This is a genomic window from Acetobacter persici, assembly GCF_018256955.1.
Classification (GTDB): domain Bacteria; phylum Pseudomonadota; class Alphaproteobacteria; order Acetobacterales; family Acetobacteraceae; genus Acetobacter; species Acetobacter persici.
Genome location: NZ_JAERKU010000024.1, coordinates 1 through 12,692 on the forward strand (window position 1 = coordinate 1; position 12,692 = coordinate 12,692).

The 12,692-nt window shown below is 60.8% G+C and carries 14 protein-coding genes and 1 pseudogene; 7 read left to right on the forward strand and 8 right to left on the reverse strand.

Annotation, left to right across the window (positions count from 1 at the left end):
• Together JK199_RS16030 and grxB are read left to right on the forward strand one after the other, a co-directional pair.
• Positions 1 to 543, forward strand: a pseudogene (locus tag JK199_RS16030) (hypothetical protein); the annotation flags it as partial.
• 65 nt (positions 544 to 608) lie between these two features.
• Positions 609 to 1,256, forward strand: a complete 648-nt coding sequence (gene grxB / locus JK199_RS15435; RefSeq protein ID WP_212377590.1) for a glutaredoxin 2 — start codon at positions 609 to 611, stop codon at positions 1,254 to 1,256.
• Positions 1,257 to 1,293: 37 nt separating this feature from the next.
• On the opposite strand, the gene JK199_RS15440 is transcribed toward grxB, so the two are convergent.
• The 4 genes from JK199_RS15440 to JK199_RS15455 form a co-directional block, all read right to left on the reverse strand.
• Entirely contained in the window at positions 1,294 to 2,181 is an 888-nt protein-coding gene (locus JK199_RS15440) for a hypothetical protein (RefSeq protein WP_212377571.1), read from the reverse strand.
• 3 nt (positions 2,182 to 2,184) lie between these two features.
• Positions 2,185 to 2,592 (reverse strand): lysozyme inhibitor LprI family protein, encoded by a 408-nt coding sequence (locus tag JK199_RS15445; RefSeq protein WP_212377574.1) that lies wholly within the window; start codon positions 2,590 to 2,592, stop codon positions 2,185 to 2,187.
• Positions 2,593 to 2,594: 2 nt separating this feature from the next.
• Complete coding sequence (locus JK199_RS15450; protein WP_212377576.1) at positions 2,595 to 3,980, reverse strand: PQQ-dependent sugar dehydrogenase; 1,386 nt, start codon at positions 3,978 to 3,980, stop codon at positions 2,595 to 2,597.
• A gap of 177 nt (positions 3,981 to 4,157) precedes the next feature.
• Complete coding sequence (locus JK199_RS15455; protein ID WP_212377579.1) at positions 4,158 to 5,126, reverse strand: carbon-nitrogen hydrolase family protein; 969 nt, start codon at positions 5,124 to 5,126, stop codon at positions 4,158 to 4,160.
• 73 nt (positions 5,127 to 5,199) lie between these two features.
• Between JK199_RS15455 and JK199_RS15460 the strand changes: the two genes are divergently transcribed.
• The 4 genes from JK199_RS15460 to terL all read left to right on the forward strand — a co-directional run bounded on the left by JK199_RS15460 (position 5,200) and on the right by terL (position 8,430).
• On the forward strand, positions 5,200 to 6,150 hold the full coding sequence (locus tag JK199_RS15460; RefSeq protein WP_244985224.1) for a LysR family transcriptional regulator: 951 nt from the start codon (positions 5,200 to 5,202) through the stop codon (positions 6,148 to 6,150).
• 182 nt (positions 6,151 to 6,332) lie between these two features.
• A complete protein-coding gene (locus tag JK199_RS15465; RefSeq protein WP_212377582.1) occupies positions 6,333 to 6,770 on the forward strand; it encodes a hypothetical protein in 438 nt (145 codons plus the stop codon).
• A gap of 6 nt (positions 6,771 to 6,776) precedes the next feature.
• The gene (locus JK199_RS15470) at positions 6,777 to 7,040 is read left to right on the forward strand and encodes a hypothetical protein (protein ID WP_244985225.1); all 264 of its coding nucleotides are present in this window, start codon (positions 6,777 to 6,779) and stop codon (positions 7,038 to 7,040) included.
• Positions 6,988 to 8,430, forward strand: coding sequence for a phage terminase large subunit (terL, locus tag JK199_RS15475; RefSeq protein WP_408742401.1), 1,443 nt, complete (start codon positions 6,988 to 6,990; stop codon positions 8,428 to 8,430). Before JK199_RS15470 ends, terL begins: the two co-directional genes overlap by 53 nt.
• 5 nt (positions 8,431 to 8,435) lie before the next feature.
• On the opposite strand, the gene trhO is transcribed toward terL, so the two are convergent.
• The 3 genes from trhO to JK199_RS15490 form a co-directional block, all read right to left on the reverse strand.
• The gene (trhO, locus tag JK199_RS15480; RefSeq protein WP_212377585.1) at positions 8,436 to 9,452 is read right to left on the reverse strand and encodes an oxygen-dependent tRNA uridine(34) hydroxylase TrhO; all 1,017 of its coding nucleotides are present in this window, start codon (positions 9,450 to 9,452) and stop codon (positions 8,436 to 8,438) included.
• 88 nt (positions 9,453 to 9,540) lie between these two features.
• A complete protein-coding gene (gene yddG, locus JK199_RS15485) occupies positions 9,541 to 10,488 on the reverse strand; it encodes an aromatic amino acid DMT transporter YddG (protein WP_212377587.1) in 948 nt (315 codons plus the stop codon).
• Positions 10,489 to 10,543: 55 nt separating this feature from the next.
• Positions 10,544 to 11,155, reverse strand: a complete 612-nt coding sequence (locus JK199_RS15490) for a peroxiredoxin (protein ID WP_237388985.1) — start codon at positions 11,153 to 11,155, stop codon at positions 10,544 to 10,546.
• Between the two features lie 437 nt (positions 11,156 to 11,592).
• On the opposite strand from JK199_RS15490, the gene JK199_RS15495 reads away from it, so the two are divergent.
• Entirely contained in the window at positions 11,593 to 11,868 is a 276-nt protein-coding gene (locus JK199_RS15495) for a hypothetical protein (protein ID WP_025826830.1), read from the forward strand.
• A gap of 138 nt (positions 11,869 to 12,006) precedes the next feature.
• Here the strand turns inward: JK199_RS15495 and sodC are convergent, their stop codons facing one another.
• Positions 12,007 to 12,546 carry a superoxide dismutase[Cu-Zn] gene (sodC, locus tag JK199_RS15500; protein WP_086655868.1) on the reverse strand — a complete coding sequence of 180 codons (540 nt, stop codon included), beginning with the start codon at positions 12,544 to 12,546 and terminating at the stop codon, positions 12,007 to 12,009.
• Between the last annotated feature and the right edge of the window lie 146 nt (positions 12,547 to 12,692).

Below are 12,692 nucleotides of genomic sequence, written 5' to 3' on the forward strand. Positions count from 1 at the left end.
CAAACCTCACCCCTGAAAATGGCCCCACGCCCGAACGTCGCGCCCGCTCCGAATTTGTCGGCACAGCCCCCACCCGTGTTCTGCGCACCGTGCAGGCGCTGCTTCAGGCCGGGGACATTACGCAACCCGCTGCCGATGCCGCCGAGCGCTGGTATCGGGATTACGTGTTCGGCTACTGCGATTATGTGGAATTTTCAGACCAGCATCGCCCCGGCACGCTCACCCGGCATGATGCTGTGTCATGGCAACTGGTCCGTGCCCGCGCGATGGCCCGCGTGACNGGACGTGCGGGAGGCGCTGGGCCTGTGCGCGCACCAGCGCCTGCGGATGCTGCTGGTGGATGAACTCTCGTTTCGTGCCATGGGCGAGGCTCTGTTTCCCACCATTTCAGCCGGGTCCTCCCAGCGGAAAATTGCCGCCCAGTGCGCCCTGTTGCTGGAACAGCTCGCCGCGCGGGAGGAGGCCGCCCGAAAGGCCGCCAAAGCCGCCCGCACCGCAAAACACAGCCCCGCGCAGACCACAGCCGCCACAGAAGAGGCTTGACGCGCAGGGGTATTTCAGAACAGGGCAGGGGAGACCAGTCCCGCATCGGCAAGGAGCAGCGCAGCATGACCCGGAAACTCTATATCTATGATCACTGCCCGTTCTGCGTGAAAGCAGAGATGATTTTCGGCCTGAAAAACCTCCCCTTCGAGCGCATCATCCTGCTGAATGATGATGAAGCCGGGCCAATCGGCATGGTCGGCCGCAAATCCCTGCCCATTCTGGAAGAAGAGGGCCAGTTCATGCCGGAAAGCATGGATATCGTCACCCATATTGACCAGCAGGGCACCCCCATCCTCACCGGCACGCCTAACCCGACCATTACGGAATGGATCAGTGCGACCAGCAGCGCGGTCTATCGCCTGTTCCTGCCGCGTGCTGCCTGTGCGCCGCTGCCGGAATTCGCCACAACCGCGGCCCGCGCCTATTTCGTGACCAAGAAAGAAGCCTCAACCGGCCCGTTTTTTGAAATCCTGAAAGACAGCACGGCAGAAATCGGCACCCTGAATAAAATGCTGGAAATGCTGGCCCCCTTTATCCGCAGCCCGGAGGCAGTCAACGGCACCCTCTCCACAGATGATCTCCATCTGTTTGCTCACCTGCACAGCCTCTCGCTCATTCGCGGTATCGTCTACCCGCCCGCCGTCGAGGCCTACCGCCAGACCCTCTCCCGCCTCTCCGGTGTCAGGCTGTATGACGCAATTGCCGCCTGACCCTTTTTTCTGCGTCAGGTCTCAGGTCACGGCCTCTTTAGTGCCGTGGCCGTTCTGAACGGATCCTCTGTGGCATCGGCTGGAGCGCGTTCTGTAACAGCCGCAGCTTTTCCTCAGCGACGCAAAAGCCGATATCCGCAGCAAACCCCGTTCCCTCAGGGCTGAAACCCGATGTGTCCAGGCAGCTTTGCGTCACCTGCTTCAGCCAGAGCGGATAGGATTGCTCCGTAAGGCCATGCGGAGCGAGCGACGCCAGACGCTGCCTGATCGCGCGATCAAGATAAACAGTGATATCGGAAACACAGAGATTTGTCGTGCGCTGGTCAGGGTGGCAGGTCTTAAGCGCTGCATTGATACAGCTTTCTACAGCATCATCAGACGTATAAGGGCTATGGATGCACTGGCGCAGAGCCGCCATATCCGCATCCTGCTCACACCGTTTCTCAGCAGGAACAGGCTTATCATCCGGCAGGTGATGCGGATAAAAAATGCAGTCTGCTAAATGGTCTCTGCTTAAAACAAACCGTAGGGAAACCGGCAGCGTCTTTGCCCCGTCAGACCATATCCCCTGCATCCCGGATGCAGCATAAAAACTGAGAGGATCTGTCTTTTCCCGGCTGCCGGATACAAAATGGAGCGTGAAAACCTCCTTATCCTGCCCCGATAAAACAACATGATTGCCTGTCACCTGCACAGTCAGAGGAATAATTTTTTGCGCGGAGGCAGAGGAATAATGCGCCTTTGTCGGATGCGTCCAGTTTTCAAGAGTGATAATCATCGCAATCGGTTCTTTGCCGATCGTGCCACTCATTCCCAGCTCCTCCGTGGCCGGGGGATTCCCCTCTGCATAAGAGGAGCCCGGCCCCATCATGCAGACCATGAGGAACAGAAAAACGCCACGCAGCACGAAGCCAAAACCCGTCACGGCCTATTTTTCCCGCGCCATAAACCGACCATACACGGTCTCCAGTTCACTCTGATGGTGCCGTGTCAGGGCCTCCAGACAGCCAAAATGCGCTGCCGGGCCGCCTGACCCACCATCATAGAGGTGATATTCAGCATCACAGAGCCCGTTTTTATAGCGTTCCCAGTCCTGTTCCGCGCGCTGAAAATCCTCCAGAGAGTCAGCAGGAAGAGTGTCCCGAATACGCTTCTCCGCCTGTGCAAGCCGCGCATCTGCCTGCCGCGCTGCGTCAGAAAGGCAGTGTGTAAAAACGCTGTTCGGCCCAACGGACCGGCAGGGGGCGTCCGGTGCATTCATGTGCTGTGCAAAGCCGGAAACAGGTACCGCCACCAGTGCGGCCCCCAACACCATGCCGGTTAAGCGCCTGCCCATTCTTACTCACCCTGAGCCGGTGTGCTGCCACCCGCAGGAGGAGCCCCGCCGTCAGGCTGCTTGCCAGAAACCCGCCAGATCACATTGCCCACATCATCCGCCACCAGCACAGCGCCTGTCTTGTCCAGAGCCATGCCCACAGGCCGACCGTGCGTCTGGTCTTCATCCGGCGTCAGAAAACCCGTCAGCACATCAATCGGCGCGCCCGAGGGGTGACCATTCAGGAACGGCACAAAAATCACCTTATATCCGCTCTTGGGTCGACGGTTCCATGAGCCATGCTGCGCAATCAGCGCGCCATTCCGCCAGACGGCGGGCAATGTGCTCTCCTGCGTAAAGATCAGGCCAAGGCTCGCAGTATGCGGACCAAGCGCATAATCCGGCGCAATGGCAGAAGCTACCAGTTCCGGGTTCTGCGGGCTGACGCGCTGATCCACATGGCCGCCATAGTAGCTATAGGGCCAGCCATAAAACGCCCCGTCTTTAACGGATGTCAGATAATCCGGCACCAGATCACTGCCAATTTCATCCCGCTCATTCACAACCGCCCACAAAGCGCCGGACTGCGGTTCCCACGCCATGCCGTTCGGGTTGCGCAACCCGGTCGCAAAGGGCGTTAAGCTGCCGGTTTTCACATCAAGTTTGTCAATGCGGGCGCGGCCTTCTTCCGCCTCCAAGCCGTTTTCGGCCACATTGCTGTTGGAGCCAATGCTCACATACAGGGTTTGCCCATCCGGGCTGGCCAGAATGTTTTTCGTCCAGTGATGGTTATAGCCGGAGGGCAGATCCACCACTTTTTCCCCGGCGGAGGTGATGGATTTCTCACCGGCCTGATACGGAAAACGCCAGACAGAATCAGCATTCGCAACATAAAACGTGTCGCCCACCAGCGCCATGCCAAAGGGGGAGTGCAGATGGTCCAGAAAGACGCTCTGCTCTTCTGCTACTCCGTCACCATCCGCATCCCGCAGCAGCAGAATCCGGTTCGGGCTGGGCACATCCGCTCCCACAAGCCCCTGAATGGTGCGGGCAATCCGGTTTTTCAAATTTTCCTTGTCTGTTCCGGGGGAGTTGGTTTCGGCCACCAGAACATCGCCGTTCGGCAAGGTATAAAGCCAGCGCGGGTGGTTCAGCCCGCTGGCAAAGGCCTTCACGGTCAGCCCTTCAGAGGCATGGGGCGTTTCTCCCGCCTTCCAGCCAATCGGGCGGGCGATATTAACGGTCGGCATCAGAGTTTTGTTCGGCGGCGGCAGCTTGGGGTGCGGCCCTGTGCCCGCGGAAACAGAGAGCTGGGCCGTCTCCGGCCTCAGAACAAGTTTGTAGGTCCCTGCGCCAATCACGGCCAGAACAACCCCCAACCCGAGAAGATAGCGGCTCGTACGTGTCATTGTGTGGTTATCCCTGTTGTCAGGCACACGGTTACAGACCTGCACCGGAGCCGCATAAAAGGAATTTCAGGTCACAAAATATCGGGACGCAAGAAAAATCGTCCTGCATCCCGTTAAAACACACAGCCGGGGAGGGAGTTCATTCAGACCCTCTTTTTTCAAAGAAGAAAAAAGACGTTATTCCCCCTCTTCGTCACGCCCCTGCGGCGCACAGTCCGGCCCGGAGAAGGCAACAGGCCGCTGAGGCGCATCATTCACCCGTAAACTGAACACATCCGGGCGGGCATAATGGCCCGCAACATCCAGATCATATTTCCCCCGGATCACATCATCCAGATCAATATCTGCCGTCAGAATGGCTTCCCGGTCATAAACCGGGCCAGCAATAATCTCCCCAAACGGATCAACAATCACGCTCCCACCCCGGATCAGCACAGTATCCGGGTTATTGCCCTGATGGCAGTGATACTGCTCCGGCGCGTCCGCCCGCGTCATATACTGGCAGGCGCTCAGCACAAAAGTCCGGCCTTCATACGCAATATGCCGCATGGACACCTGCCAGATAGCGCGTTCATCCACCGTTGGCGCGCACCAGAGGCTAATGCCCTGCGCATACAGGCTCTGGCGCAGCGCAGGCATATAGTTTTCCCAGCAGATCGCAGCGCCTATCCGCCCGATATCCGTCTCAAAAACCGGCAGGGTGGAGCCATCGCCCTGTCCCCACACCAGCCGTTCCGTCCCGGTTGGCATCAGCTTGCGGTGCTTGCCAAGAAGAGCGCCGTCCGGCCCAAAAAACAGGGCCGTGCAGTAAAGCGTGGCGCCCTCACGCTCAATCACCCCCACGACCAGATGCGCCTTCATCTTCGCGGCAAAGCCGCCAATCCGCGCCGTCTCAGGGCCGGGTACGGTAATGGCCGATTTCCAGTACCGCAGGTAATCCTCACGCCCTTCCGGAAAACGGCTTCCCAGAACTGCCCCAAAGCTCAGCCCTTTCGGATACCCGCCAATATAGGCTTCCGGAAAAACGGCAAGCTCTACCCCCTGCGCCGCCGCGGCCTCGCACAGGGCCTCCATGCGGTCCAGTGTGCGGGGCGTGTCAAAAAGAGTGGTTCCTGCCTGTATAACAGCAACACGACGCTGGCTCATGTCCGGATCTCTCATGATGATCGTAACGGTGGGGGAGAGCAGAAGAGTGGACTTTCTCCCCATATCAGGCAAATTGATTGTTTGGATAATCAAAATCACCACGGTCGATATGTTCCGCCTCGATTTCAATCTGGCCACCGTCTTTCTTGCTTTGTGGGAAGAGCGCAGCGTGTCAAAAGCCGCCCGGCGTCTGTCGCTCAGCCAGTCAGCCGTCAGCGCCGCGCTGGCGCGCCTGCGTGAGGCTGCGGGAGACCCTCTGTTTGTCCGCACGCGGGAGGGCATGCAGCCCACCCAGCGCGCCCTTGCCATGGCCGAGCCGATGCAGAGCGGCGCAATGCTGATCCATTCCGCATTTTCGGCCCGGACAGCGTTTGACCCCGCCACCAGCCGCCAGCATTTTTCTCTTGGTATGTCAGATGATTTCCAGATTGCCGCAGGCCCCCTGATTGCACGGCGTCTGGCGCAGGAGGCTCCCGGCATTACCGTCACATTCAGGCAGGCCAACCGGCACCGTGTCGAAGCTTTGTTTGAAGCCGGAGAAATCGATTTTGCCGTTATCGCCCAGCCCGCGCAGCCATCTGCCCTTCAGCAGCAGGAGATCGGCCAGTCCGCCTATGCCTGCCTGCTGGACCAGCGGGCCTGTCACGTCCCAATTCCCCTCACACTGGAGGACTATCTGGCACTCCCGCATATTCTGGTGTCGTTCTCAGGGCGGGACGGGATTGTGGACCATGTTTTGAAAAAACTGCGTCGCACCCGGCGGGTTCAGTCAGCCCTGACGCATTTTTCATCCCTGCCGCCCTTTCTCACAGGCACCCGCGCCATCTCCACACTCCCGGTGCATGCTGCCCGGAGCCTCGCCGCCATATCCGGCCTGACCGTCTGCGCGGCCCCCATCCCCCTGCCGTCCTACACCGTCTCCCTTCTCTGGCAACGCACGGCCGATACTCTCTGGATGCGCCAGCTTATCAGAGATGCTTTCCAGCAGGTTTTACCGGAACCAGAAACGCTTTCTCTCCTCTAAAGCCCTCTTCACAGCCCCCAATCTGCGCTCTTTTCCGTTTTTGCAACCCGTCAAAAAATCCTTGTCGGCGCGCGTGGTCACTCTTACTCCTTGGGCATCATCGCAACAGTCTCGCCAGCAGGGTTTTCTCCCGGCTCGGCTCAAGACGCGATGAAAAATTTCTCAAAATCTCAGGAGTTTTCATGGCGCGCTCATTCCCGTCTGCGTGCCTGCGCACGGGGGCCGTGTTCTGCTCGGCCGCCACATGGTGGGTTCTGGTTGCCAGGCAGGAGGCCGCGCTGGTTTTCTGCCCCATCCTCGCGCAAACCGAAAACCACCACCGGGCAGACCTCCCGCTCCCCTGGGCGGAAGCCCTGCAAGCCGGTTGCCCGGATGGCACGCGCATCCGCTGCCGTCCCGTCCTGCGGGCGTCCACCTACGGGCTGACCTATCGCGGCCAGCTCGGCGCGTGCTTTACAGAACGGCTTGTTCTGGCGCTGACTACGGAACTCCGCCACCGCCAGCAGGAAGACCGCTTCGCACCGCGTTTTCCCAAAAATGCCCCGTCCTGCCGGGGTGCATTGTCCCTGCCTCCGCTGCGCCCGGAGCCCCGCTCCCCGCGCGCCCTGCATTTTTTCTGAAAGATCATGTCAGAAAAACCAGCCTCACCAAAACGACGCCCCAGAAAATCCACGCCCATCACCCCGCTGGATATTTTCACCCGCGTCATGCAGGGGGATGAAACCATTACAGACCGCCAGTTTGATGCCGCCAAAGTGGCCGCCCCCTACCTGCATCCCAAACTGGCTGGCCTGTCCATGAATGCGGTTGTCCGCCGTGGCGTTGAGGAGTTTTCGGATGATGAACTCAGCACACTTGCGCAAACAGGCGCAGCAGGCTGCCCGGACTGAACTCGCCCGGCGTGCCGCCGCACGGGATGGCCTTCTGGATTTCACGCGCTACACCATGCCGGACTACAAACCCGGCGCGCATCACCATCTGCTGTGTGAAAAACTGAACGCGGTCGAACGCGGCAGCATCACCCGCCTCATGGTGTTCATGCCGCCCCGGCATGGAAAATCCGAGTTGTCCAGCAAGCGTTTTCCCGCATGGTATCTCGGGCGCAACCCCAAAAAGCAGGTTGTCTGCGCGTCCTATGGGGCCTCTCTGGCGCAGGATTTCGGGCGGGATGTCCGTAACCTTGTCGCTTCCCGCCGCTTCAGTTCCCTGTTTCCCACCGTCACGCTGGCAGCAGACAGCAGCGCGAAGGACGCATGGCACACAGGGCAGGGCGGTCTTTACGCCAGCATGGGCCTCGGTGGCGGGCTGACAGGCAAGGGGGCCGATCTCGCGATCGTGGATGATCCCGTCAAGGACCGTCAGGAGGCCGAAAGCCCGGCCCGCCGTGCCGCCGTGTGGGACTGGTACCGCGCCGTCCTGCGCACCCGCCTCATGCCCGGCGGCGCGATCGTGCTGGTTATGACGCGCTGGTCCCCGGATGATCTTGCGGGCCGCCTGCTTGATGAAATGCACAGCGGCACGGGGGAACAGTGGGAGATTCTCAGCCTGCCCGCACTCGCGGAAGAGGCCGATCCTCTCCATCGCACCCCCGGCGCAGCCCTCTGGCCACAAGCCTTCCCGGAGCCGGAACTTGCCCGCATCCGCCTCGCCATCGGCGCGCGGGAATGGGGCGCGCTCTATCAGCAATCCCCCGTCCCGGCGGAAGGCACGCTGTTCCAGACGAGCATGATCACCGTGCAACAGGCCGCCCCGGCAGGCGGCCAGACCGTGCGAAGGTGGGACCTCGCCGCCACCCGCCAAGGCACCGGGCGCGATGCGGACTGGACCGTCGGCGTCAAACTCTCCCGCCTGCCCGATGGCCGGTTTTGCGTGCTGGATGTCACTCGCCTGCGCGGAGACCCCGCTCAGGTGGAAGCAACCCTCCTGGCCACCGCAGCGCAGGATGGTCCCGCAACCCGCATCATCCTGCCGCAGGATCCCGGTCAGGCCGGTGTCGCGCAGGCCCGTTACCTCACAGGCCGCCTCGCGGGCTATCAGGTTAAAACCGTGCGGGAAACCGGGGATAAAGCCACCCGCGCCGCGCCCTTCGCAGCGCAGGTCAACGCAGGCAACGTGCTGGCCGTCCGCGCCCCGTGGACCCCACATTTTCTGGAAGAACTCGCCGCCTTCCCCGGCGGCGGACATGACGATCAGGTCGACGCCGCCGCCGGCGCCTTCACAGCCCTTACCGACACCACACCCCTCCCACGCTTCGCCCCGGACTTCCTTTCCAGAATTTGAATGTCTTAATGCGCTGCCCGCCTCTTCTCATTCTGCCGCCGGATTTCCTCTTCCCGCTCCCGCCGTTTGCGCTCACGGATCTCGTCCATATGCGCGCCCAGATGCGCTTCCCCCCGTTCGGCAGCAAGCTGCGCCTGCCGCTCCCGCTCGGCATAACGGGCGCGCTGCTTTTCATCGCGTTCGTTGTAGCAATGCGGGCAGCTTACCCCATGCTCATAGTGGGGGGAGGTCATTTCCTCAGCGGTCAGCGGCATCCGGCAGGCGTGGCACTGGTCGAGTGACCCTGGCTCCAGCCCGTGCTTCACCGTAACGCGCTGGTCAAACACAAAACACTCGCCTTCCCACAGGCTCTGCTCCTGAGGAATATTTTCCAGATATTTCAGAATGCCGCCCTGAAGGTGATAGACCTCGTCCAGCCCTTCAGCTTTTACAAAGGCCGTCGCTTTTTCACAGCGGATACCGCCGGTGCAGAACATGGCAATGCGCGGCGTGCGCCCGTCCGCCAGCAGGTCCGCCCGATGCGCGCGGAACCAGTCGGGAAATTCGCGAAACGTCTTGGTTTTCGGGTCAATCGCGCCTCTAAAGGTGCCTGCGGCCACTTCATAATCATTGCGCGTATCAATCAGGATGGTGTCCGGGTCTTCCAGCAGGGCGTTCCAGTCTTCCGCGGCCACGTAATGCCCCACGTCAGAACGCGGGTCGAGCCCCGGCACGCCCATCGTCACAATCTCTTTTTTCAGCCGCACCTTCATGCGCAAAAACGGCATACTGGGCGCGCGGGAGAACTTGACCTCAATTTCCGCACAGCCGGGCAGGGCGCGAATATGCTCCAGCACCGCCGCAATGCCTGCATCCGTGCCAGCAATGGTGCCGTTAAGGCCTTCACGCGCCAGCAGCAGCGTCCCCTGCACGCCGTTTGCATCACACACTGCCTGTAACGGGCCGCGCAGATCGGTAAAGTTTTCAAACGGCGTAAAGCGATACAGCGCAGCAACGCAAATCGGCAAATCGGTCTCAGTCACGGCAGCACCCAGTCCAGAAGTGTGATTGCAGACCCGTCAGGCCGTATACCGCCCCTGCCGCAATCAGGATGAAATCAGCCCGCCAGACTTACTCCTCCACCCCGGTGCAGGACAAGGGGTGCAGTTCAGCCTGCGCGGGGGCCATCGGCTGGCGGCGCGTGGCCAGCCAGCACAGGGCAGACCCCGCACAGACAATCAGGCTCCCCTCCCAGAAGGCCAGAGGCAGAACCGTGTGCAGCATGCTGGCCGCCAGAAGGGCAGAAAAAACCGGGATCAGGTTGGAGGCCGCCGCCAGAACAGTAATGTTGCCGTATAAAATGCCCACATTCCACGCCGCATAGCCAAACCCGAGTGCGGCAGCCCCCAGCAGCAGCGTCAGCATCGTATGGAGCGTCAGGTGGACAGACTGGAGTTCCGCCCCGCCGGTCACCAGCACATGCCCCCACAGCAGGCACGCCATCAGCGGGAAAAAGACCGTCACCGCGTTCTGCCCTCTGGCCGCGCGCGTCGTCAGGGAGGAATACAGCGCCCACAGCACCGCTCCGGTCAGGGACAGACCATAGCTGAGCGGATTATTGAGGATATTCTGCGCAAATGCGGAAAGGCTTGTCCCGCTCTCCCCGGCCAGAAGGCGGAAAATCCCGGCCAGTGAGAGCAAAACGCCCGGAACAATCAGGATGGTCGCCTTCTTTCCGTTAAACAGGATAGACGCCACAACCGTAAAAGTGGGCCACAGGTAATTGACCATCCCGACTTCAATGGCCTGCCGTTCCGTGTGCGCGGCCCCAATGGAGCAGATCAGGCACAGCTCACAGCCCGTCGCCAGCAGCGTGCCCCAGATCAGATAAGATGGCGGAAAACGCCGCAGCCGCGGCACCCCCAGCGTCAGCCACAGCAGGCCGGAGGCAAGAGTATAAAGAATAGCCGGGCCGGTGGTCGGGCCCGGATTTTCCGTAATGGTGCGTATCATGCCCACCACGGCACTCCAGAGCACCACGGCAAGAAGGCCGGTCAGTGTTGCGCCGCGTGTGGACATCGTGGTTCCGCACTCTCAGAAAGTTTCCGTCCTGATAGCGGATTTTATCCGGCGTTCAATCTTTTTTCTGCGCAGGCTGCGCCACCCGCCAGACCTGCACGGCTTCCAGCGTTTTCTGCACATGCGTTTCCGGGTCGCCGGAGGTATAGCTCAGCACAATCCGGCCCTCGGGCGTGATCACAAAGGACGTGCGGGTGGAGAGCACAAAGTCCCCCTGCGTTTTCTGGCTGTCATATAAACCGGCCACTTTCGCACCGGGGTCCGCCAGCACCGGGAAGGCGCTGCGGCACTCTTCCTTGGAAAATTCCGCCACGCGCTCACTGTTGCCCGCCGTCACGCCCACAACGGTCGCGCCCAGCTTCTGAAAGGTCGGGATCGCCTCCGCAAAAGCATGTGCCTCCAGCGTGCAGCCACTGGTAAACGCGGCGGGGAAGAAATAGAGCACCACCGGCCCCTTCTTCAGCTCTTCCTTCAGTGAGAATTTAATGGGCTTCCCGCCCAGCGCGCCGTCCAGTGTAAAGTCCGGGGCCGTCACACCATTGGCCAGCGCCGCGTGCGCGGCAGGCGTCAGGGCATCCGCACCCAGCACGGCAGACCCGGCCAGCATCGGGGCAATAAGCGCCAGCCGCGCAAGGCGGCGCATCGGTGTCACAAGACGAGTCATCATACTACTCCGCATGTCGTTGCAGGACAAAAAGGACAAACGCTCAGGCGCACACACCGGTTCACAGCAGACCTCACAGCCTAACCCCCGCAGACAGATCCCGCCGCAAACCCGGCAGACAGACCGCACGGGCACACCACACAGGCAAACCCAGCAGCCAAACCGCACGGGCAAACCGCACAGGCAAACCCAGCAGACACACACCACACAGGCAAACCAGACAAGCCACCCCGCATACCGGCGCACACCCTGAGCCATTGTGGCCGCATCTCAAACCGCTGCCTCTGGCCACCACACTGGCACAGCGCCCGGCGGGGCGCTATTTTTTCAGCAGGGCAACCGCACCCCAAACGCAGGGCTGACGCAGAATCGTCACTTGAGGCTCTTCCTTTTTTCTGCCCATGCTGCATAGGTGAAGGGTCAGTTAAAGGATGAAGACCATGAGCGATGATATCATCAGCGACGAAAACGAAGTGATCGTCGGCTACCTCGTGCAGCGTGAAGACGAGGACGGCGACGTGACGTTCTGGGACCCGCGCAACGAGTGGCAGGAAGACCCCAACGAAGGCAAGTTCTACGAAAGCGAGGACGAAGCCAACGCAGACGCCAAAGCTCTTCAGGAAGGTGACAGCGCAACCATCACGGTTGAACTGGTCTATGAAGATGATGAAGACCCTGAAGAAGACACTGAGGAAGGCGCTGAAGACAAAGCCTGATCCCTCAGGCTCCTTCTTCACCCCCGCCAGACACAGAGCTTTTGTGTCCGCAGGGCAGGGCGAAAAAGCACGGGGCGCTTACCAGTGCCCCGTGCAGCTCTTTCGCGCGCCTCCCTTTTCCTGCGCGGCAGTCCGCGTTCAGGAATCCGCTTTCAGTACCGCACAGGCCACCCGGTCGCCAGACCCGCCAATCGGCTGCGTCGTGTAATCATCAGGGTGCGCATGGATCACCAGTGCTGCGCCACCATTCTCCAGCAAGGCTGCCCGCGTGGTGCCGGGTTTGAGGGAAACCAGCGTGGAATAGAGTTCCACCGTCGCCTGACCATCCGGCCCGACATACAGGTTCGGTAAATCCCCGTTATCATTTGCGTTTTCATGCAGCAGACCATGCACCACCGGCTTGGTGGTATGCACATGCGCGCCAGCACTGGTAAATTTCGGGGCTTCACAGCTCGCTTTTTCATGGAAATGCATCCCATGCCAGCCCGGCGTGAGGTTACGCGCGTTCACCCGTAGCAGCACGCCGCCCGGTGCATTTGTCACCGTCACAGTGCCCACATTCGCACCGTCCGTGCCCACCAGCGTCCCGGTGGCGGTCTCCGCCGCACGGGCCAGAGGGGATGCCATAACGCCCAGCAGCAGTCCCGCTGCCAGTGCTTTTGTCAAACCTGTTGTCATACCGGCTGTTCCTTCAATTCTGACAATCCGCAAACCGTAACCCGCTTACAGGCTTCGGGTTCCGTCGCCTACGTTTTTGTGAGCGCACCACCACCCTGCATACGCTCCAGCCTCCCTCTGTTCCGGAGACTTCCCCCATGCCCAGA

Excerpts from the sequence above, each read along its gene's own strand:
- grxB (WP_212377590.1), top strand. The coding sequence starts at position 609 with ATGACCCGGAAACTCTATATCTATGATCACTGCCCGTTCTGCGTGAAA.
- JK199_RS15445 (WP_212377574.1), bottom strand. The coding sequence starts at position 2,592 with ATGGGCAGGCGCTTAACCGGCATGGTGTTGGGGGCCGCACTGGTGGCG.
- JK199_RS15450 (WP_212377576.1), bottom strand. The coding sequence starts at position 3,980 with ATGACACGTACGAGCCGCTATCTTCTCGGGTTGGGGGTTGTTCTGGCC.
- JK199_RS15455 (WP_212377579.1), bottom strand. The coding sequence starts at position 5,126 with ATGAGCCAGCGTCGTGTTGCTGTTATACAGGCAGGAACCACTCTTTTT.
- JK199_RS15465 (WP_212377582.1), top strand. The coding sequence starts at position 6,333 with ATGGCGCGCTCATTCCCGTCTGCGTGCCTGCGCACGGGGGCCGTGTTC.
- JK199_RS15470 (WP_244985225.1), top strand. The coding sequence starts at position 6,777 with ATGTCAGAAAAACCAGCCTCACCAAAACGACGCCCCAGAAAATCCACG.
- terL (WP_408742401.1), top strand. The coding sequence starts at position 6,988 with ATGATGAACTCAGCACACTTGCGCAAACAGGCGCAGCAGGCTGCCCGG.
- yddG (WP_212377587.1), bottom strand. The coding sequence starts at position 10,488 with ATGTCCACACGCGGCGCAACACTGACCGGCCTTCTTGCCGTGGTGCTC.
- JK199_RS15490 (WP_237388985.1), bottom strand. The coding sequence starts at position 11,155 with ATGATGACTCGTCTTGTGACACCGATGCGCCGCCTTGCGCGGCTGGCG.
- JK199_RS15495 (WP_025826830.1), top strand. The coding sequence starts at position 11,593 with ATGAGCGATGATATCATCAGCGACGAAAACGAAGTGATCGTCGGCTAC.
- sodC (WP_086655868.1), bottom strand. The coding sequence starts at position 12,546 with ATGACAACAGGTTTGACAAAAGCACTGGCAGCGGGACTGCTGCTGGGC.